This window comes from Streptomyces sp. NBC_00057, assembly GCF_045041165.1.
GTDB lineage: Bacteria > Actinomycetota > Actinomycetes > Streptomycetales > Streptomycetaceae > Streptomyces.
Genome location: NZ_CP108256.1, coordinates 3,373,141 through 3,394,106 on the forward strand (window position 1 = coordinate 3,373,141; position 20,966 = coordinate 3,394,106).

17 protein-coding genes and 1 pseudogene are annotated in these 20,966 nt (G+C 70.2%); 8 read left to right on the forward strand and 10 right to left on the reverse strand.

The features are described 5' to 3' along the window. Nucleotides 1-3: 3 nt before the first annotated feature. The 4 genes from OG953_RS15500 (at nt 4) to OG953_RS15515 (ending at nt 4,927) form a co-directional block, all read left to right on the forward strand. A complete protein-coding gene (locus tag OG953_RS15500; protein ID WP_405684820.1) occupies nt 4-996 on the forward strand; it encodes a carbohydrate ABC transporter permease in 993 nt (330 codons plus the stop codon). Further along, entirely contained in the window at nt 993-1,901 is a 909-nt protein-coding gene (locus tag OG953_RS15505; RefSeq protein WP_405684822.1) for a carbohydrate ABC transporter permease, read from the forward strand. Before OG953_RS15500 ends, OG953_RS15505 begins: the two co-directional genes overlap by 4 nt. Before the next feature lie 112 nt (nt 1,902-2,013). After that, the gene (locus OG953_RS15510) at nt 2,014-3,216 is read left to right on the forward strand and encodes a glycoside hydrolase family 1 protein (RefSeq protein ID WP_405684824.1); all 1,203 of its coding nucleotides are present in this window, start codon (nt 2,014-2,016) and stop codon (nt 3,214-3,216) included. A gap of 241 nt (nt 3,217-3,457) precedes the next feature. After that, complete coding sequence (locus tag OG953_RS15515; RefSeq protein ID WP_405684826.1) at nt 3,458-4,927, forward strand: glucoamylase family protein; 1,470 nt, start codon at nt 3,458-3,460, stop codon at nt 4,925-4,927. 27 nt (nt 4,928-4,954) lie between these two features. Here the strand turns inward: OG953_RS15515 and OG953_RS15520 are convergent, their stop codons facing one another. Then, nucleotides 4,955-6,013 carry a hypothetical protein gene (locus OG953_RS15520; RefSeq protein WP_405684828.1) on the reverse strand — a complete coding sequence of 353 codons (1,059 nt, stop codon included), beginning with the start codon at nt 6,011-6,013 and terminating at the stop codon, nt 4,955-4,957. 133 nt (nt 6,014-6,146) lie between these two features. On the opposite strand from OG953_RS15520, the gene OG953_RS15525 reads away from it, so the two are divergent. Beyond that, a complete protein-coding gene (locus OG953_RS15525) occupies nt 6,147-8,273 on the forward strand; it encodes a TPM domain-containing protein (RefSeq protein ID WP_405691847.1) in 2,127 nt (708 codons plus the stop codon). A 63-nt stretch (nt 8,274-8,336) separates the two neighbouring features. After that, nucleotides 8,337-9,050 carry a PspA/IM30 family protein gene (locus OG953_RS15530; protein WP_405684830.1) on the forward strand — a complete coding sequence of 238 codons (714 nt, stop codon included), beginning with the start codon at nt 8,337-8,339 and terminating at the stop codon, nt 9,048-9,050. 84 nt (nt 9,051-9,134) lie between these two features. Here the strand turns inward: OG953_RS15530 and OG953_RS15535 are convergent, their stop codons facing one another. From OG953_RS15535 to OG953_RS15570, 8 genes and pseudogenes are all read right to left on the reverse strand, one after another. Then, on the reverse strand, nt 9,135-11,684 hold the full coding sequence (locus OG953_RS15535) for a SpoIIE family protein phosphatase (RefSeq protein WP_405691849.1): 2,550 nt from the start codon (nt 11,682-11,684) through the stop codon (nt 9,135-9,137). 193 nt (nt 11,685-11,877) lie between these two features. After that, nucleotides 11,878-12,306: an ATP-binding protein gene (locus OG953_RS15540; protein ID WP_405684832.1), complete on the reverse strand. Its 429-nt coding sequence runs from the start codon at nt 12,304-12,306 to the stop codon at nt 11,878-11,880. Nucleotides 12,307-12,529: 223 nt separating this feature from the next. Next, the gene (locus OG953_RS15545) at nt 12,530-12,934 is read right to left on the reverse strand and encodes a (deoxy)nucleoside triphosphate pyrophosphohydrolase (RefSeq protein ID WP_382958247.1); all 405 of its coding nucleotides are present in this window, start codon (nt 12,932-12,934) and stop codon (nt 12,530-12,532) included. A gap of 42 nt (nt 12,935-12,976) precedes the next feature. After that, a complete protein-coding gene (locus tag OG953_RS15550; protein ID WP_405684833.1) occupies nt 12,977-13,159 on the reverse strand; it encodes an SPOR domain-containing protein in 183 nt (60 codons plus the stop codon). A 211-nt stretch (nt 13,160-13,370) separates the two neighbouring features. After that, the gene (locus OG953_RS15555; protein WP_405692459.1) at nt 13,371-13,556 is read right to left on the reverse strand and encodes a hypothetical protein; all 186 of its coding nucleotides are present in this window, start codon (nt 13,554-13,556) and stop codon (nt 13,371-13,373) included. Beyond that, nucleotides 13,498-13,799, reverse strand: a pseudogene (locus OG953_RS15560) (zinc ribbon domain-containing protein); the annotation flags it as partial. The pseudogene OG953_RS15560 and the gene OG953_RS15555, both read right to left, overlap by 59 nt. 184 nt (nt 13,800-13,983) lie before the next feature. Next, nucleotides 13,984-14,736: a GntR family transcriptional regulator gene (locus OG953_RS15565; RefSeq protein WP_405684834.1), complete on the reverse strand. Its 753-nt coding sequence runs from the start codon at nt 14,734-14,736 to the stop codon at nt 13,984-13,986. A 342-nt stretch (nt 14,737-15,078) separates the two neighbouring features. After that, on the reverse strand, nt 15,079-16,662 hold the full coding sequence (locus OG953_RS15570; protein WP_405684835.1) for a S8 family peptidase: 1,584 nt from the start codon (nt 16,660-16,662) through the stop codon (nt 15,079-15,081). Between the two features lie 254 nt (nt 16,663-16,916). Between OG953_RS15570 and OG953_RS15575 the strand changes: the two genes are divergently transcribed. Both OG953_RS15575 and OG953_RS15580 read left to right on the forward strand, forming a co-directional pair. Further along, nucleotides 16,917-18,014 carry a threonine synthase gene (locus tag OG953_RS15575; protein ID WP_405684837.1) on the forward strand — a complete coding sequence of 366 codons (1,098 nt, stop codon included), beginning with the start codon at nt 16,917-16,919 and terminating at the stop codon, nt 18,012-18,014. 76 nt (nt 18,015-18,090) lie between these two features. Next, nucleotides 18,091-20,718, forward strand: coding sequence for a discoidin domain-containing protein (locus OG953_RS15580; protein ID WP_405684838.1), 2,628 nt, complete (start codon nt 18,091-18,093; stop codon nt 20,716-20,718). A gap of 16 nt (nt 20,719-20,734) precedes the next feature. Here OG953_RS15580 and OG953_RS15585 read toward each other — a convergent pair whose 3' ends face one another. Continuing rightward, nucleotides 20,735-20,917, reverse strand: coding sequence for a hypothetical protein (locus tag OG953_RS15585; RefSeq protein WP_405684839.1), 183 nt, complete (start codon nt 20,915-20,917; stop codon nt 20,735-20,737). Nucleotides 20,918-20,966 lie beyond the last annotated feature (49 nt).

Consider the following 20,966-nt stretch of genomic DNA (forward strand, 5'->3'; position numbering starts at 1 on the left):
GTCATGCGCACCATGACCTCAAAGGCCGCAGAGTCGGCCAAGGTGCAGGCCGGGCCGGGGGCTTCCGAGCCCCCGGCCACCGGGCCCGCAGGTCGCCGGGGTGGCAAGAAGTCCTCGATGGGCGTGCAGAACCTGGCCGGCTGGCTGTTCTCCACTCCTTTCCTCGTCCTCTTCCTCGTCTTCATGGCGTTCCCGATCCTCGCGACGCTGGCGATGAGCTTCACCGACTTCGGGCTGCGCAATGTCACACACCCGCTGGAAGCGAACTTCATCGGCTTCGAGAACTACATCAATCTGTTCAGCGACGAGAAGTTCCTCAAGTCGCTGTTCAACACGGCGTACTTCGTGGTGGTCGGCGTCCCCCTGACGATCTTCCTCGGACTGGTCATCGCCGTACTGCTGAACAACGGCATCGACCGGGCGCGGACCTTCTTCCGCGTCGGCTTCTACGCCCCGGTGGTCACCAGCATCGTCGCGGTCGCCGTGGTCTGGCGGTTCGTGCTCGACCCGGTCGACGGGCTGGTCGCGGGCCTCTTCTCCGAGGTCGGTCTCACCTCGCCGGACTTCCTCGGCTCCGAGACGCTCGCCATGCCCTCGATGATCGCGATGGCGGTCTGGCGCAACCTCGGCACGGTCATGGTGCTCTTCATCGCCGGTCTGCAGGCCATTCCCACCGAGGTACGGGAGGCCGCGCGGCTGGACGGTGCCGGAGCCTGGCAGGAGTTCAAGGGCATCACCGTGCCCCTGCTGCGGCCCACACTGCTCTACGCCACGGTGATCACGACCATCGGCTACCTCAATGTCTTCGAGGAGCCGTTCGTGATGACCGAGGGCGGTCCCTCGGACTCCACGCTCACGGTCTCGCTGAACATGTACCGCGAGGGCTTCAACTTCTTCCACATGGGCTATGCGAGTGCCATGGCGTATGTCCTCTTCGTAGTGATCATGGGCATCACGGTGCTGCAGCTCCGACTGCTGAAGGACAACACGAAATGAGCGCCACCAGTGCACCGGGCGCCGTCTCGACGGCGCCGTCGAAGAAGCCCGGGGACACGCGGCCGTCCGAGTCGAAGAAGGCCCGCAACCTGAAGCGTCCCCTCGTCTACGTCCTGCTCTCGGTCGGCCTGCTGATCATGTCGGCGCCGTTCCTGTGGATGGCGCTCTCGGCCTTCAAGACGCCGCAGGAACTGACGGCCAGCCCGCCCGTGTGGATCCCGACCGAGTGGACCCTGGAGAACTTCCGGGACCTGCTCGACAAGCTGGATCTGCCGCTGTACTTCATGAACTCGCTGATCGTGGCGGTGCTGGTCACCGTCTCGAACCTGGTGTTCTGCTCGATGCTCGGGTACGCCCTGGCCAAGCTGAACTTCGCCGGCCGCAACAAGATCTTCGGTCTGGTTCTCGGCGCCCTGATGGTGCCCGGCAACCTGATGCTGCTGCCGATGTTCGTGCTGATGAGCAAGCTGCAACTGATCGACTCGTATGCCGCTCTGGTGCTGCCGTTCGCCGCCGGAGCCTTCGGTGTCTTCCTGATGCGGCAGTTCATGCAGTCGATCCCGGACGAGCTGCTGGAAGCGGCCCGGATGGACGGCGCCGGTGAGTGGTACATCTTCTGGCGGATCGTGATGCCGCTGGTGAAGCCCGCCCTGGCAACGCTTTCGATCTTCACGTTCCTGGGCTCCTGGAACAACTTCGTCTGGCCGCTCATCGCGACCAACGACCCGGACAAGTACACCCTTCCGGTCGCCCTGGCCACCTTCGCCACCGACCCCAACAAGTCGGGCGGATCCAACGGCATGCTGATGGCCGGGTCCCTGCTGGTCGTCCTACCGGTCCTGGTCGTCTTCATCGCGCTCCAGCGGCACTTCACCCAGGGCATCGCGACGGCCGGCATGAAGTAGCCGTCCCCCTGGGCAGGCCGGCCCGTCCCGGCCGCCCACCGAAACGTACGAGGCCGCACCCCGCACCCCCGACGGCGGCCACACCCCTTCATCACCAGAAAGACAGTTTGCGATGACTCACACCCAGGTCCCGTTCCCCGAAGGCTTCCTGTGGGGCGCCTCCACGGCCGCCCACCAGATCGAGGGCAACAACACCAACAGCGACTGGTGGGTCAAGGAGCACGCCGCGGGCACCCACATCCAGGAGCCCAGCCTGGACGCGTGCGACAGCTACCACCGCTGGCACGAGGACATGGACACGCTGGCCGGTCTGGGCTTCACCGACTACCGGTTCTCCATCGAGTGGGCGCGGATCGAACCGGCCGAGGGCCAGTTCTCCCGGGCCGAACTCGCCCACTACCGCCGCATGGTCGAGGGCGCCGTCGAGCGCGGCCTGCGCCCCATGATCACCCTGCACCACTTCACCGTGCCGCAGTGGTTCGAGGCGCGCGGCGGCTGGACCGCCGACGGCGCGGTCGAGCTCTTCGCCCGCTACGTCGCGGCCTGCGCACCGGTGATCGGCGAGGGCGTCAGCCACGTCTGCACCATCAATGAGCCGAACATGATCGCCGTGATGGCGGGCCAGGCCAAGCGGGGCGACAACAGCTTCCCGCCCGCCGGACTGCCGACCCCCGACGACGAGACCACCCAGGCCGTCATCGCCGCGCACCACGCGGCCGTCAAGGAGGTCAAGGCGATCGACGCCGGCATCCAGGTCGGCTGGACCATCGCCAACCAGGTCTACCAGGCCCTGCCCGGCGCCGAGGAAGTCACCGCGGCCTACCGTCACCCCCGCGAGGACATCTTCATCGAGGCCGCCCGCGGCGACGACTGGATCGGTGTGCAGTCCTACACCCGGACCAAGATCGGCCCCGAGGGCCCCATCCCCACGGCCGACGGCGTCGAGCGCACCCTCACGCAGTGGGAGTACTACCCGACCGCCGTCGGCTACGCGCTCCGTCACACCGCCGAGGTCCTCGGCAACGACGTGCCGCTGATCGTGACCGAGAACGGCATCGCGACCGACGACGACACCCGCCGGGTCGACTACTACACCGGCGCGCTGAACGAGGTCGCGTCCGCGCTGGAGGACGGCCTGAACATCCAGGGCTACCTGGCCTGGAGCGCGCTCGACAACTACGAGTGGGGCTCCTACAAGCCGACCTTCGGTCTGATCGGCTGGAACCCGGAGACCTTCGAGCGCCTGCCCAAGCCGTCCGCCGTCTGGCTGGGCGAGATGGGCCGCACGCGCGCGCTGCCGCGCATCGCCGACTGACGTCGGCCCCCCGACCGGGAGCAACCTGACAGCTCCCGCCCGTACGGGAACCGGCGATACCTGACGGACGCCGGTTCCCGTACAGCTCTGCCCGCGTGGGCGCCGTACGTGTCCAGCCCCGCCCACGTGCGGCGTCCGCGCGGGTGCCGTACGTATCACGGCGCCCCGCGCCCTCAGTCACGACCGACGAACGAAATCCGCCCACCGCCCACAGTCGGTGGCTCTTCTTCGAGGGGTTCCGATGGACCGTCGCACGTTTCTCACCGCCGCGGGAACAGGGGCTGCCGCCCTGTCCCTCGGAGCCGTATCCGCGCCTTCAGCAGGCGCCGCGCAATCCGTGCACAGCTCGGACACACCACTGCTCCTGCGCTGGTTCCGCGACACCTACCGCTCGATCGAGGCGATGACGACCGACTTCGGTCTCGCCGTCGACAAGATCGACGTCAGCGGCGCCACCCCCGTCCAGTCGCGCCAGACATCCCCCACCAACATCGGCTGCGGCCTCTGGTCGACCGTCGCCGCGGCCGGGCTCGGCGTGATCAGCGATGCCACGATGGAACGCAGGCTGGAGCGCACCGTCGGGGCCGTCGAGAAGCTGGAGCGCCACCACGGCTTCTGGCTCAACTGGTACGACGCGCACGATGGTTCGGTCCTGACCGAGTGGCCCGGCAGCGGCGACCCGGTGCGCCCGTTCCTCTCCTCCGTCGACAACGCCTGGCTGATCGCCGGTCTGCGCATCGCCGCCGACGCCTCGCCCGCCCTGCGCCCCCGCGTCGCCCGCATCCTGGCCACCGCCGACTGGTCGTATTACTACACGCCGTACGACCCGGCCGACCCCGTCGCAGGCCCCGGCCAGCTGCGCGGCGGGTTCTGGACCGACACCGAGGAGCCCACCGGCCATCACTACGGCGCGCTCAACACCGAGCCGCGCATGGCAAGTTACCTGGGCATCGCGGACGGCTCACTGCCCACCGACCACTATTGGCACCTGCTGCGCACGATGCTCCCCGAGCACGGGCAGGAGCAGCACCCGCAGGGCAGCTACGTGGCCATGGACGGCGTACGCGTCTGGCAGGGGCACTACACCCACCGCGGCCGGAAGATCGTCCCCACCTGGGGCGGGTCGATGTTCGAGGCCCTGATGGTGCCGCTGTTCGTGCCGGAGCCGGAGTGGTCGCCGCGGTCCTGGGGCCTCACGCACCGGCGCTACGTCCGCAGCCAGATCGAACACGGCATGAAGGAAGCGGAGTACGGGTACTGGGGCTTCTCCCCTGCCAACATTCCCGAGGGCGGGTACCAGGAGTACGGCGTCGACGCGATCGGCATGCAGGTGGACGGATACGCCTCCAACACCGACCGTACGTACACCACGGACGGTGAGCTGCTGCCGCCCCCCTCGGCGTTCACCAACGGTGTGGTCACCCCGCACGCCTCCTTCCTCGCACTGCCCTACGCGCCGGACGAGGCGATCGCCAACCTGCGTGCTCTCGACCGCGACTTCGGCGCCTACCACGCCGGATACGGATTCCGGGACTCCGTCAACGTCGGCACCGGGCGGGTCAGTGACTACATGCTCGCTCTCGACCAGGGCATGATCGCCGCGGCGCTGGCCCAGGCGATCCGTCCGGGCCTGCTGCAGCGGCCGTTCCGGACCGGTGGGTTCCAGTCGAAGGTGCGTCCGCTGCTCGCCAAGGAGCGCTTCTCCATCTGATCCGCCCTGTGGCGGCGTGCGCGGAGGTCAGTTCCAACCCTTCCGGTACGCCGCCCAGTCGCCGTCCCGCGCCGCGAAGTCGACGTAGAGGGCGACCCCGAACCGTTCCCGGCCGCGGTCCGTGCGCCCCAGCCCCAGTCTGGTGCCCCGGACCGCGGCCTCGACCGTCTCCGCCGACTCGTGGTGTCCGAGGTCGTTCTCGTGGAAGAACGGCAGCCCCATCAGCAGATCGGTCTCCGGGGGCGTCACCTCCAGGGCGAGCGCGGTCTGCTCGGCGACGTAACCGCCGAACATGCCCTCCAGCGGCATCCAGGTGTCGTACGACATGACGGCGATCTGGTCGACCCTGTGTGCGACCTGCCCGAAGAACTTCTGCGACCACCACTTCTGGCGGCCACTGAGCGCCCCCACCACGCTGTGCGCCGCCGGCAGCGGGTCTATCTGGTGGGCGGCGACCGACAGGGGAACCCTGCGGGTCCGTGTGAGCCCGCGCAGGTCGTCGAGGAGCGAGAGGTAGTGGCCGTCGCCGGAGTGCAGCGGCTCCAGATCGAAATGGACGCCGTCGAACCCGGCGTCCAGGATCTGCCGCGCCGATGCGACGACAGCGCTTCGGGACGCGGCCCGCTCCAGACGAAGCCCGTCGGGCCCTTCGGTGGCGAGCTTGTCGCCCAGCCAGGCCTGGACCCGGATGCCGGGCAGGGTGCGGTGTACGGCGTCGAGCAGCCACCGCGCCCGGGGGTGGCGGGCGGCGGGCAGGGTGCCGTCGTGTTCCAGCGGCCCGGCGTGGACGTACAGGTCCTTGATACCGGTCCCCTTGATCCGGGCGGCGAACGCGGCGAGGTCTGTGTCGTCCTTGCGCCCGTCGACCCAGGCGTGGCCGAGCCAGATGGCGTCGCGGCCACGGGTGCGGGTGCCGTCGCCCGGGTCACCTGAATAGTTGAGCCGCAGGGCGATCCCGGCGGTGAGGACCGGTACCACGATCACCAGGACCGCTCCCAGAGCGATCCGTCTCGGCCAGGTCCCCCACAGCCCACTCCAGCGGAACCGGGCCGCCCGGTTCCGTACGGCCTGAGTCATGCGCTTCATCCGCGTCCGCACGTCCGTCCCCCTGAATTCCTGATGTCGGTGTGCCGTCGCAGTATGAACGGCATCGTTCCCAGCTCCGGGCCCGATCGCCCGGTCGCGGGTGGCAGAGGGGGGACATAGCCTCACAAATGTGATGCCGCTCGTGAGCCGTACCCGGATATCCATACCGGGCCGGGCCCTTCTCGCCGTGCTGTTGACGGTGTGCTGGCTGGCCCTTCCCGCCGCGCTGACCGCTCGCGCCGACGATCCCGTCCCCCTGTCCAAGGACGGACAGATCACCGACAAGGTGGGGGCGCTCGGGGACCGCAGGGACCAGGTCACGGCCGCGCTCGACCGGCTGTACGCCGACCGCCGCATCCAGCTCTTCGTGGTCTACGTACGGGACTTCTCCGGCCGGTCCGCGCAGAGCTGGGCCGATGAGACTGCCGACCGCAACGGCCTCGGCCGCGAGGACGTCCTGCTCGCCGTCGCCACCCACGACCGGCAGTACGCGTACACCGTCGAGCAGGGCTCACGCCTCACCGACGCCCAGCTCCAGGACGTGGCCAACACAGCGATCGAGCCCGCGCTCAGGGAGCACGACTGGGCCGGCGCGGCGATCGGCGCCGCGAACGGGTACTCCGCCGTGCTGGCCGACAAGGCCGTGCCCACCCCGACGATCACGCCTGGCGTCGCCGATCCCGGAACTGGGAATTCCGGCGGGACGAGTGCCGCGGACCTGATTCTGCCGGTGGTCGTCGTCGGCGGGGCGGCAGCGGTCGCCGGCTATGCGTACACCCGGCGCAGGAGGCGGGTCACGACCCGCACCACGCCCGGTGCGACCGGTTGGGGTCCGGGCTCCGCCGGATCGGGCCCCCCGCCCCGGCCACCGACTCCGTTGCCGGAGCTCGATGCCCGTGCGAAGGAGTTGCTGGTGGACACCGACGACGCGGTCCGCACCAGTGAGGAGGAACTGGGTTTTGCCACCGCCCAGTTAGGCGAAAAGGCCGCAGCCCCCTTCACCGAGGCCGTCACCTACGCGAAGGGCGAGCTGACGGCCGCGTTCCGGTTGCGACAGCAGCTGGACGACGCCTTCCCCGAGGACGATGCGACGCGGCGCCGGATGCTGGACGAGATCATCAGCCGCTGCACGGACGCCAACACCCGCCTGGACGCCGTGTCCGAGGACTTCGACCGGCTGCGCGCCCTGGAACGTAACGCTCCGCAGGCCCTGGCCACGGCCGAGACCGCCTTCCGCGCTCTCGCCGGCCGCGTCTCCGCTGCCGAGGCCGCTCTGACAGCGATGCGCAGCGGGTACGCGGAGTCGGCCTCCGCACCGGTCGCGGGCACCATCGAACAGGCCAAGGACCGGCTCGTCTTCGCCACTTCCGGCCTCAACCAGGCCCGGCAGTCGGTGGACAGCGGGAACAACGCCGCGGCAGCGGTGTATGTGCGGGCCACCGAGGGCGCTGTCGACCAGGCGACCACCCTCGTCGATGCCGTGGACCGGCGGAGCCGTGAACTCGCGGAAGCAGCGGGCAGACTGCCTGCCGCCCTCACCGAGGCGGAAACCGACCTGGCCGATGCGGGCGGGCTGCTCGAAGGCACCGCAGAGGGTGTCTCGACGGCGGACCTACGGGGCCGGATCGCGCGCGTGGAGTCGGTGCTCGGTGACGTGAAGGGGGAGATGCAGGCCGGTCCGTACGACCCCATCGACGCACTGCGCAGGGTGGAGGAGGCCGATGCGGCGCTCGACGAGGCGCTGGCCGGCGCCCGAGAACAGGAGCAGGGCAACCGGCGGGCCCGCTCCCTTCTCGACCAGGCGACGCTCACCGCGCGTTCGGCGATCGCCGCCGCAGCCGACTACATCACCACCAACCGCGGAGCCGTGGGCAGCCAGGCCCGGACCCGCCTCGCGGAGGCCCAGCGGCGGCTCGACCGGTCCCGTGAACTGGCCGGAACCGGCGATCCCCAGGGCGCGCTGGCCCAGGCGCAGCAGGCGGATTCCCTGGCCGGGCAGGCCCGGAGCCTGGCCGAACAGGATGTGGGGTCGTACGGGGGCCGAAGCGGTCCGGGCGGTATGCAGGGAGGGGGCGGCGGGGTCGGCGGCGCGGTGCTCGGCGGAATCATCCTCGGTGGCCTCCTGGGCGGCGGCGGGGGCGGCCGCGGCGGCGGGGGTTACGGAGGAGGCTTCGGCGGGGGTTTCAAAGGGGGCGGCGGGCCGGGCAGTTTCGGCGGCGGGGGCACGCGCGGCCGACGGGGCGGCGGCGGCCGCTTCTGAGCCGACGGCACGGACACCGGCTCAAGGCTTCATTCGTACGCATTCACACACAGGAGAGGTGCCATGACCAAGCAGACCATCCTCGGCCGCGTCACCCAGCTGGCGAAGGCCAACATCAACGCATTGCTGGATCAGGCGGAGGATCCGCAGAAGATGCTGGACCAGCTGATCCGCGACTACACGGCCAACATCTCGGAGGCTGAGCAGGCGGTCGCCACGACCATCGGCAATCTGCGGCTGATGGAACAGGACCACCAGGAGGACGTCGACGCGGCCAAGGAGTGGGGCGGCAAGGCGCTCGCCGCCAGTCGCAAGGCCGACGAGCTGCGGGCGGCCGGGGCGGGCGCGGAGGCGGACAAGTTCGACAACCTGGCCAAGGTCGCGCTCGGCCGTCAGCTCCAGTCGGAGAAGGAGGCGAAGACCGCGGAGCCGACCATCGCCTCGCAGACCGAGGTGGTGGACAAGCTCAAGTCCGGCCTGGACCAGATGAAGAACAAGCTGACGGAGCTGAAGTCCAAGCGTGACGAGCTCGTCGCACGCGCCAAGTCCGCCCAGGCGCAGAACCGGATGATGGACTCCGTCAAGAACATCGATGTGCTCGACCCGACCAGTGAACTCAGCCGTTTCGAGGACAAGGTACGGCGCGAGGAGGCGAAGGCGCTGGGCAAGCAGGAGCTCGCCGCGTCGTCCCTGGACGCCCAGTTCGAGCAGTTGGACAGCCTGGGCGACAGCGCCGAGGTCGAGGCCCGTCTCGCCGCGCTGAAAACGGCCTCGTGACCGCGGTCCCGGCGGGCTGATGACGGGGCGGAGCCGCCGGCGACCCCATGGCGGGCAAGAGCCCTCGGCGGCCTCCCGAACCGCTCAGAACATGCTCAGCAGCTGCTCGACCGTGCGCTCGGCGGCCGGCTCCCCGTCGGGCAGCGCCAGTTCGAACCAGACGGTCTTGCCGCGCGGTGTCCGCCTCGACCCCCAGGCCACACTCAGCAGCCCGACCAGCTGCAGCCCACGCCCGCCCTCATCGGTGTCGCGGGCCCGCCGCCGCCGCGGCTGGACGAGACCCGCGTCCCATACCTCGCACACGAGCGTACGGTCGCGCAGCAGCCTGAGCCGGATCTCTCCCTCCCCGTACCGCAGGGCGTTGGTGACCAGTTCGCTGACCAGTAGTTCGGTGGTGTCCACCAGCTCCTCGAGGTCCCAGGCGAGCAGCCGGCCACGGGCCAGTTCGCGGGCGCGACCGACGGAGCGGGGTTCGCGGGGCAGCCGCCAGTCGCCGACGGCATCGGCCGGCAGCCCCCGGATGCGGGCCATGAGCAGGGCGATGTCGTCCTCGCCGTGCCGGGTGTCGAGGGTGGTCAGTACGTGGTCGCAGACGTCTTCGAGCGGCCGTTCCGGTTCGACGAGCGCACCGCGCAGGGTATCCAGTCCTTCGTCGAGCGGATGGTCGCGGGACTCGACGAGGCCGTCCGTGTAGAGGGCGAGCAGGGCGCCCTCCTTCAGCTCGACCTCGACCTCCTCGAAGGGTTCGCCGCCGACGCCGAGCGGCATCCCGGGCGGGACGTCGAGCAGGATGGCCGGTTCGCCCGGCTCGACCACGGCAGGGGGGAGATGGCCGGCGTTGGCGAAGGTGCACCGCCGGGTGACCGGGTCGTAGACCGCGTAGACGCAGGTCGCCAGGTAGACCTCGGAGAGGTCTGCCTGGCGGGACTTGTGGGCGGCCCTTGAGTGCCACTGGGCGCCGCCGCCGAAACCGTCGGATGAGGAGGTGCCGCCGGCGGGGGTGCCGAGCCCGCGGGCGACCTCGTCGAGTGCGGAGAGCACCTCGGCGGGTTCCAGGTCCAGGAGGGCCAGGGTCCGTACGGCGGTGCGCAGTTCGCCCATGGCCACGGCGGCCCGCAGGCCACGGCCCATGACGTCGCCGACGACGAGGGCGGTCCGGTGGCCGGGGAGTTCGATCACGTCGAACCAGTCGCCGCCCACCTCGGTGGCCGTGTTGCCGGGGAGGTAGCGGCAGGCGATGTCCAGGCCTGCGGCCACGGGGTCGCCGGGTGGCAGGAGGCTGCGCTGGAGGATCAGTGCGCGCTCGTGCTCGCGTCGGTAGAGGCGGGCGTTGTCGATGCAGACCGCGGCGCGGGCGGCGAGTTCGGTGGCCAGTGCACGGTCTCTCTCGCCGAAGGGTTCGCTGCCCTTCGTACGGGAGAACTGGACGAGACCGACCACCGTGTCGTGGGCGACCATCGGCACGGCGAGCGTGGACTGGACGAAGCCCCGGTCGTCGCCGGGCACATCCTCGACATGGCCGGTGCGCAGGGCAATGGCACAGGGCGAGTTGTACGAGAAGCGGTGTACGGCGCCGAGCGCGGGCGTGCCGGCCGTGTCGGGTGCGGCGGTGGCGGGCAGTGCGTCCGACACGGCGCTGGCAAGGGCGACGCGGCGCAGTTCGGCGGAGCCGCCGACGGACTCCTGACGGAGCGAATCCCAGCTGCCGGGTGGCGCGTCGTCGCCGGTGAGCAGCCCCTGGTAGAGGTCGACGGAGGCGAGGTCGCAGAAGCCGGGCACGGCGACATCGAGGAGTTCGCGGGCGGTGGTCTCCAGATCGAGGGAGTTGCCGATACGGGCACTGGCCTCGTTGAGCAGGGCGAGGTTGCGGCGGGCGCTGGCGGCCTCGCGGGCGGCGATGTGCCGTCGGGTCACATCGGTGGCCAGTCCGGCGATACCGATGGGGCGGCCGGATCCGCTGTGCACGCGGTAGAGGTTCATGGACCAGTGGCGGTTGTCGCTGTCGCCGGGCGCGGTGCCGACGAGCTGGAGATCGGTGACGGACGCGCCGGTCTCCAGAACGCGCTCCAGCGTGGCGGTGAGCCGGTCGGCCTCGGGGCGGGAGAGGTAGTCGTCGACCGTACGGCCGCGGTGGTCGGCGGCCTGGCCGCCGAAGACGGTGGCGAAGCGCTGGTTGGCCCGTATCACCGTGAGGTCCGTACCGAACAGCACGAAACCGAAGGGAGATTGGCCGAATATGGCCTGTGACGCGGCAAGGTCGGTCTCGATGCGACGCAGCGCGCGGACGTCCACGACGATGCAGAGCGCGGCGCGTTCCCCGGCCCCCGTCTCACTCGGCATCACATAGATCTCGGCGAGCCCGTGGACGGGGTCCTCGCCCGGCATCCGGAAGGGGACGAGTCCCGTCCACTCCTTGCCGTCGAGGATCTCGCCGACCCGGCGGTGGCCGTCCCCGCGCAGTTCGGCAGGCATGAACGCCTCGACCGGATCCATGCCCACCGCTTTGTCTGCGGGAACGCCGAAGAGGCCGGCGGCCCGCCGGCTCCACTGCTCGATCAGGCCGTCGGGGCCGATCGAGAAGGAGGCGACCCTGATGTAGTCATAGATCGAGCCAGGCGGGCTGCTCTGCCACACAATGTCGCCCGCTGTCCCAGGTATTTCGCTCACGCGACCGTCCCCTCCAGCTCACACACCGGACCGGTCCTGCCCGCAGTATTCAGCACTGCGGCCCCTACCGACACGGCGTTCACGATCACAGCACGGTCTCAGTCCCTTTCAGCCAGGTTCTGCCCGACCTCTGGTGATCGCTGTGCGTCCCACCCCACTCCTAACCAGGCAGGGCCAGCTCGAACCACACGGTCTTGCCGGTCTTTCCGCGTCTGGTCCCCCAGCGGCGAGCAGAACAGGCCACCAGCTGCAGTCCTCTGCCGCCCTCGTCATCGGGCCCCGCCATACGTTCGGTGGGCGGATCCGGAAGCGGATCGGAGACTTCCACGAGCAGTCCGGGGCGGGCGGCGGGGGCGTGACCGTTGAGATGAGGGCGCAGCAGCCGTACGCCGATGGGGCCCGATGTGTACTGCATGGAGTTGGTCACCAACTCGCTGACCAGCAGAACTGTCATATCTCCGACGGCAGCGTCGAGCCCCCAGCCGCGCAACGTCTCATGGACGGCATGCCGCGCGGAACGCACGGCGCCCGGCACAGCCGGAAAGGTCCACTCGGCGCAGTCGCCTTCGGTGTCGATCACGCCGATCACTTCCCAAGACCAGCAACGGGAACGTCCTGTTTACGGGGGCTAATCAGGACATACCCGATATTCGGGGCGAACTATCGCCGGGGTCTACACGTGGGGCGTACGGGTGTATACCCGCGCGCACGAACAGACGTACACAGAGAGAGGGGCGCACGGGGCAATCGGCGCGCGCCACCGGAGACCACGCCGGAATCCATGCCGACAGCGCCCACCGCAGCGTTCCGCGTCAGCGCGGCGCACCGTCCGGCAGGCGACGCATCGCCTCCGCGACCGCGGGCAGGTCCTGGTCCAGCCAGTCGACCGCGTCACTCTCGCCGGGCCCGAGCCAGCGCAGTTCGTCATGGTCCTGGAGCGGTGCGGGCACCCCGGACACCAGGCGGGCCGTCCACACCCGGAGCACGTACCCGGGCTTCAGCGGCCACTCACCGGGGATGCGCTCCAGCGGCTCCGCCTCCACGCCGAGCTCCTCGCGGAGTTCCCGTACGAGCGCCTGCTCGCCACTCTCCCCCGGCTCCAGCTTCCCGCCCGGCAGCTCCCACCGGCCGGCCAGCTCGGGCGGGGCACTGCGGCGCGCGGCCAGCAGGCGGCCCCGGTCATAGACGGCTCCGGCCACCACCACACGATCGTTCATGAGCCGGAGCGTAACGCCCCCGCCCCACTCCTTGCGGACGCTCTACGGCCGGGCGTTCTGCCCGATGCGCTCCACCCAATAAAGCTGCTTGTGGCCGTGGGCGTCGAGCTTGTCGGCAGTCTTCCGGGCCTCGCCCTGGGTGGCATACCTGCCGACGCGGTAGCGATTGCCGTTGTCGTCCTGCCGTATCACCAGCCAAGGGAGCTCGGCACCGTTGTCGCTCATCGCGCCCCTCCCCAGCATTGCACCCCTCCCTCGAACGGCATGCACGTCTCTAAGGATCCCCAGGAAACCGCAGTACGCATATGCCGGAGCCTACGCCTGACCTTCACTCAACGGATACGTAATTACACAAAGAGACACCGATCCGGTCATCGAGAAGGGGCGCACCCGGTTGGATGCGCCCCTGCAGCAGATACGCCGCCGGTCCCGGCCCCTATTGCGCCTCCGTGCGGACCGTCGGCATCGACATGAGGACGGGTCCGGCCGACGGCTGCTTGCGGCAGACGTCCCGCGAGTCGGCCTCCGCCTTCGTCGGCATGAAGCGCAGACAGTCGGCCTGCTCACCGATCTGGGCGATGAGCGAAAGAGGCCCGCCCGGCCTCTCGGCCCGGCGGGCCAAGATGTCTTCTGCGATCAGTGCTGTCCGGGCTCGGACCCGCCCGGTCGAGCATCACGCGTGCGGAGTTCTTGCCCCTGGGGGGAGGAGACTCCGCACGCGGTGCAGGTGTAGGTGCGTTCACCCAGCGGCAGTGCGTGCTCGGCTCTCGCATCGCAGTGCGCACAGCCCCTCGTGGCGTACGCGGGGTGGACGAGGCGGACGTCCCGCTCGTGCTTGCAGCCCATGGATCAGCGAGGCCGGCGTCGAGCCGAAGCACCCGAAACCGGCGCCGCGGGGCGCCCGTTCGTCGTCCGGTGTGCGGGTACGAACGGGAAGGCAGGAGCGGGACATGACAAGCCATTACAGCCGGTGATCGCCCCTCGGTACGGGACCCGACAGGGCGTTGACTCGTCGTCACCGACGCCGGACGGCGCCCTCCGGGTATCGGTCACCTGACCGGAAGGTGGTAGGCGATCCGGAAGCGATCGGCGGGCACCACCACGTCCGCCGTCTCGACCGGGCGACCCGATGCGTAATACGTACGCTCGATCACCATCACCACATGGCCCGGTACGCCGCCGAGCGCCAGGAGCTCCTCCGCCAGCCCCGGGCGCGCGCCGACCTGCTCGGCCACGTTGTCCACGACGACATCGATCGCGGCCATCCGCTCGACCACCCCGCAGCCGCCCAACGGGCCCTCCTCCGGCAGCATCACCGGCGTACGCCCCGTCACGGCGAGGGGTTCCCAGGACGTGGAGAGCATCATCGGCTCCCCGGCCTCCCGGAAGGTGTATCTCGTACGCATCACCCGGTCGCCCGGTTCGATGCCGAGGCGTCCGGCGATCTCACCGCTCGCGCCCTCCTGCTCACTGCGGGACTCCCAGGTCCCGCGTGCCCCCTCCGCCGTCTGCTCCTGGCGGAACGCGTTGGCCCCGGCCCCGGTCCGGTAGCCGGAGCGGGCGATCCGGCGCGGGACCGGGCGCTCACGCACATACGTACCGGAGCCGGAACGCCCCTCGACCAGGCCCTCGGCCATGAGTACCTTGCGCGCCTCCAGCGCGACGGTGTCCGAGACTCCGTACTCCTCGCGGATACGGGCCTGCGACGGCAGGCGCGCATGCGGCGGCAACGCACCGTTGACGATCTTCTCTCTCAGATCGCTCGCAACGCGCAGATAGGCGGGCTGCTCACCGAAAGTCACAGGCCACTCCCAACAGATTGACAGTCTGCAACAGACTGGCAACCGTCGGTTGCGGATCGCAAGCGCAGGCCAGAGTTTCACTCGAAGTGATGATTCATCACGACCTCGCGCATATCCCGCCGCCGACCGCCGGAGAGGCCCCGACCCTTCCGGCCCGGATCCTCCCCGCCCCCTCGACCCCTTTTTGGTCCAGACCAATAGCTTCCTCGGCTGGACGGGGACACGGACGACGGCGAGCTGATGACCGCGGCCGACCGGGGCCTCGACCGGCGCCGGCGCAAGGTGTGTGGGGCGGCCGCGGATGCGGCCGCCCCACACGCTCAATGGCTTACGGAGCCGTCATCAGAACTGCAGGGCCCAGGAGTTGATCCTCCCGGTGTCGGCCGCCGCATTGTCGCCGACCCGCAGCTTCCAGGTGCCGTTGGCCACCTCCGACGAGGCGTTCACCGAGTAGGTGGTGACCACGTTGTCGCTGCTGCCACCCGTCCCATACGCCTTCAGGTTGTAGACCGAACCGTCGGGCGCGACCAAGTCGATCTTCAGGTCGCCGATGTAGGTGTGTGTGATATTGACGGGCACGCTCAGCGTGGCCGGCGCGTTGCCGGTGACACCGGTGACGGTGATCGGCGACTCGACGGTGGAATTGTCGCCGATGGTGTAGCTCGTCGTGTTCTCGAACTTCTTGCCCGGCGGCGTGGTGGTGCCACTGCCGACATTCAGCAGCCGGTTCGGGGAGCCCGTACCCGGGCTCGTCACCACTCCGGTGCTGGCTGCGGCGACCAGTCCGGCGGAGACCTGTGCCGGACCGTCGCTCGGGTGGTCGGCCAGGTAGAGGGCCGCGGCGCCGGCGACGTGCGGGGTCGCCATCGACGTACCGGAGATCGTGTTGGTGGCGCTGTCGCCGGTGTTCCAGGCCGAGGTGATCGACGAGCCCGGAGCGAAGATGTCCAGCACGCTGCCGTAGTTGGAGAAGCTGGAGCGGGCGTCCGTGCTGGTCGTGGAGCCGACCGTGATGGCCTCGGTGACCCGTGCCGGGGACTTCGTGGAGGCGTCGGTGGACTCGTTGCCCGCGGCGACCGCGTAGGTGATGCCGGACGCGATGGACTTCCGTACGGCGGCGTCGAGCACGGAGTCCGCCCCGCCGCCCAGGCTCATGTTGGCGACGGCCGGCTTGACGGCGTTCGCCGTCACCCAGTCGATGCCCGCGACGACCTGCGCGGTCGTGCCGGAGCCGCTGTCGTCGAGGACCCGGACGGCGACGATCTTCGCCTTCTTGGCGACGCCGTACGCCGAACCGGCGACGGTGCCCGCCACATGGGTGCCGTGGCCGTAGCCGTCCTGCGCGGTATTGTCGTTGTCGATGGCGTCGTAGCCGTACGAGGCCCGGCCGCCGAAGTCGCTGTGGGTGATCCGGACACCGGTGTCGATGATGTACGCGGTGACACCCTCGCCCGCCTTGTCGGGATAGGTGTAACTCTGGTTCAGCGGCAGGGTCTTCTGGTCGATCCGGTCCAGCCCCCAGGAGGGCGGCGAGGGCTGCGTGCCGGAGACCGTGAAGGTCCGGTTCTGCACGACGGACTCGACGGCCGGGTCCGCGGCGAACTTCTTCGCCTGTGCGGCGGAGAGTTCGACCGCGTAGCCGTTGAGGGCCGCGTGGTAGGTCTTCTTGATCTTGGCGCCGTACTCCTTGGCGAGCGCCTTGCCCTGCGCGGAGCCGGCGTCGGCCGCCGCTTCGTCGAGCGTGACGATGTAACTGCCGCTGATCGTGCCCGGGGCACCCGCGTTCTCGATCCGGCCTTCCGCCGCAGTCCCGGCCGCGGTGGCGGGGAACGCCGCCGCGGTGGAGAGCGCGAGGGCGGCACCGGCTATGACGCTCGCCGCGGCGAGTCTTCGACGCGCGTGGGGGGTGTGACGCATCACTGACATGTGAGGGGTCCTCCTCGATTGCGGTGCGCTGGTGGGGGGTTCCATGGGAAATGGAGGTGGGGCAGGGCCGGGCCGAACCGAGTCGAGTGCACTCGAATAGCATGGGCATGACAATCAATCGCTTCGGATTCCGCGCTGCCCACGGCCCGGCCGACAGCGAAAGATTGACCGATCCATGGGAATCGCACAAGGGTGCGTTGACGTGTGCCATACCTTCGCCACTCAGCCGCCACACACCTGACATGCTGACGGGCATGGCCATGTATCTCTGTCCGCAGGACGGCACCCGCGCCGAAACCACCGCCCTCACCTGGTGCTGCCCGGTCTGCCACGGCCCCTGGGACCTCGACTTCGAGGTCGCCGGGCCGCTCTCGCTCAACTCGCTGACCGGACGCGTCAATTCACTGTGGCGTTACGAAGAGGCGCTGCCCCTCGCCGCACCCACGACCACCCTCGGCGAGGGCCGCACCCCGCTCGTCCCGCTCACCGGCACGGTCACGGCCAAGCTCGACTTCCTGATGCCGACGCTCTCCTTCAAGGACCGCGGCGCCGTGATGCTCGCCGAACTGGCCCGCCGCCTCTCGCCCGAGCGCGTCATCGCGGACAGCAGCGGCAACGCGGGCACGGCCGTCGCCGCGTACTGCGCCCGTGCCTCGCTCCCCTGCACGGTGTACGTCCCCGAGGGCACGTCACCGAAGAAGACCGAGCAGATCCGGGCCCATGGCGCCCGCCTGGAGATCGTTCCCGGCGACCGTGAGGCCACCGCGCTGGCCGCCCGTGCCGCCGCCGACACCCCGGGCACCTTCTACGCCTCGCATGTCTTCAACCCGTACTTCCTGCACGGCACGAAGACCTACGTGTACGAGATGTGGGAGGACCTCGGCGGCCACCTGCCGGACGCCATCGCCGTACCGGTCGGCAACGGCACACTCCTCCTCGGCGCGGCCCTCGCCACCGCCGAACTCCACGCCCAGGGGCTGATCGACGAACGCCCGGCGCTGATCGCCGTACAGGCCGAGGCCGTGTCACCGCTGGCCGCCGCCTTCCGCGCGGAAGCGGACGGACTGCTCGACGCCCCGGCCGGCGCGGCCGCCCCCACCCTCGCCGAGGGCATCGCCATCCCCCGCCCGCCGCGCGCCCGGGCCATCCTGGCCGCGGTACGGGAATCGGGCGGCACCTTCCTCACGGTGACCGAGGATCAGATCCGTACGGCACAGCTGGATCTGGCCGCCCGCGGGTTCTACGTGGAGACGACGGGCGTCGCCTGCTGGGCAGCGGTCGGCGGCTGGACGGACCGGAGCGTCGTCGTGCCCCTGTGCGGCGCAGGCCTCAAAACGGGCCTCGCCGGCTGACGGGGCCGGCGGCCGTTCACCCACGCGCCGCGCGCCGTGCACCGCCGCTCGGCGCGCGCGTCCATACCTTCATACGGTGAGCCTCTCGCGCCTCTGTCTCCTCACGTCCCTGACATCTCTGGTCGCGGGCGCCCTGATCGCACCGCTGCCGCCCCTCTCGTACGCCGCCGCTCCCCTCCCGCCCTCGTCCACGGCCTGCGGCCGGGACACCGACCCCGCCTGGGCACCGACCTCCACCCGGTTCGGCGCAGCCGCCGGTTACGACCCCTATGTCGGCAACGGATATCTGGCCCATCGGGTGCCCGCCAGGGGCGCCGGCTATGCCGCCTCGGGCGGGAAGACCGGCTGGCCGCTGTTCACTCCGCGCTACGACGGCGCCTTCGTCTCCGGCCTGTTCGGGCGCGACAAGAACCTCGCCGCCGGCCGCGAAGTGATCGCCGCACTGCCGAGCTGGACGACCCTCGACGTACGCGTCGGCAACGAGACCTACGGTTCCGCCACGCCTCCGGGCCGGATCTCGCACTACCGCCAGACGGTGTTCCTGCGCTGCGGCCTGGTGCGTACGTCGCTGCGCTGGACCACGGCCGAGGGGCGCGCGACGGACCTGACGTACGAGGTGCTCGCCGACCGGTCCGATGTGCACACCGGCGCTGTGCGGCTGCGCATGACACCGCACTGGAGCGGCACGGCGACCGTCACCGGACGCCTCGACCCGCGGGGCGCACGCCGGATCACGCTGAACGACGACGGAACGTTCCGCACGCAGGGCACCGGGACAGCGGGCGCGATCGTCCAGACGATGCGCACCGGCGGATCGAAGTCGGCGCAGGTACGCGGTACCGACCGGGTAAGCAGCACGGTCCGTGTACGCAACGGGCGCACGTACACCTTCGAGAAGTACGTCGGAGTGGACACCGCGCTCACCTCGTCCGCCCCGCGCACCGCCGCCGGCGAGGCGTCCCGGCGCGCGGCCCGGCGCGGCTGGTCCGGTGTCCTCGCCGCGAACGCCGCCGCCTGGCGACAGGCCTGGGCGGCCGACATCTCCGTACCGGACAGTCCCGAGCTGCAGAGGTGGCTGCGGTCGGCGCAGTACGGACTTCTCGCCTCCACCCGGACCGGGTCCCGCGACAGCATCGCTCCGGCCGGTCTGACCAGCGACAACTACGCGGGCCTGGTGTTCTGGGACGCCGAGACCTGGATGTACCCGGCGCTGCTCGCCACCCGCCCCGAACTGGCCCGCTCCGTCGTCGAGTACCGCTACCGCACGCGCGGAGCTGCCCGTACCAACGCCCAGAAGCTGGGGTTCCGGGGGCTGTTCTACCCGTGGACGAGCGCGAGCAAGGGCAACCTCTGGACCGAGTGCCAGAGCTGGGACCCCCCGCACTGCCTCACCCAGAACCACCTCCAGGGCGATGTCTCGCTCGCGGTCTGGCAGTACTACCTGGCGACCGGGGACCGCGACTGGCTGGCCGGGCACGGCTGGCCGCTGCTTCGGGGGATCGCCGACTTCTGGGCCTCGCGGGCCACCGCGAACGGCGACGGCAGCTACTCGGTGAAGGACGTCGCGGGCCCCGACGAGTACAGCAACGGCGTCACCGACGGGGTCTTCACCAACGCGGTCGCGGCCACGGCCCTGCGCAACGCCACCCGCGCGGCGCAACTGCTCGGGCACCCGGCACCGGCCGGGTGGACGCGGGTCGCGGACGGTCTGCGCATCCCGTACGACCCGAAGCGAAAACTCTTCCTCCAGTACGCGGGCTACAACGGCTCGACGATCAAACAGGCCGACGCGGTGCTGCTGATCTACCCGCTCGAGTGGCCGATGGAGCCGGGCGCCCGGGCGTCCACGCTCGACTACTACGCCGCGCGCACCGATCCGGACGGCCCGGCGATGACGGACTCGGTCCATGCGATCGACGCCGCCACGATCGGGGAGGCCGGCTGCGCAACGTACACCTATCTCCAGCGCGCCGTGCGCCCGTTCATGCGCGGCCCGTACGCCCTGTTCAGCGAGGCCCGGGGCGCGAAAGCGGGCGCACAGGACCCGTTGTCGGGTTCCCCCGCCCAGGACTTCCTCACCGGGAAGGGTGGATTCCTCCAGGTCTTCACGCACGGTCTGACGGGTCTTCGGCTGCGGGAGGACGGGGTGCGCCTCGATCCGTTGCTGCCTCCGCAGCTGGGAAAGGGCGTCACTCTGACGGGGCTGCGCTACCGGGGCCGTACGTACGACATCGCGATCGGTCCCGTGACGACGACGGTCCGGTTGATCTCCGGCGCCCCCTTCACCGTCCACACCCCCACCGGCCCCCGCCTCCTCACCGGCACGCTCGCCCTCGCCACCCGCCGCCCCGACCTCGCCCGGACGACGGACGCGGCCCGCTGCCGCCCGGTGACGGCGACCTCCGAGATCCCCGGCCTGTACGCGGCCGCCGCGGTGGACGGCAGCCCGGCCACGTCCTGGTCCCCCGCCGGCGCGACGGGCGCACTGACGGTGGACTTGGGGCGCGCGGCCCCGGTGACCTCGATCGAACCGGAGTGGGCCGACGTGCCCCCCTCCTCGTACCGCCTGGAGACCTCGTCCGACGGCACCCACTGGCAGCCGTACCGGGCGGGAGCGGTGGCCCGGCAGGTGCGGCTGACGGTCGAGTCCGAGGACGCGCAGAAACCTGCGGGCGTACGGGAGTTGAGGGTCGCGCAGCCGTAGGAAGGTGTACGGGCGGTCAGCTTCGGGCGCGGAGCCTGCTCCCGAAGCCGTAGTAGAGGCCGAGCAGGACGCCGCCCACCACCGCGACGATTCCCGTCGCCTTGCCCGACCCGAAGGCCCCGGTGAGGACGATGGCCGCCGCATACAGGCTGGGCAGCCACCAGTTGAAACCGGACAGCCCGGCCGGACGCTGGTCCATGAGTTCTCCTGATCAGTGTCGGCACCCTGCACGCAGTGTGGTCAGGTGC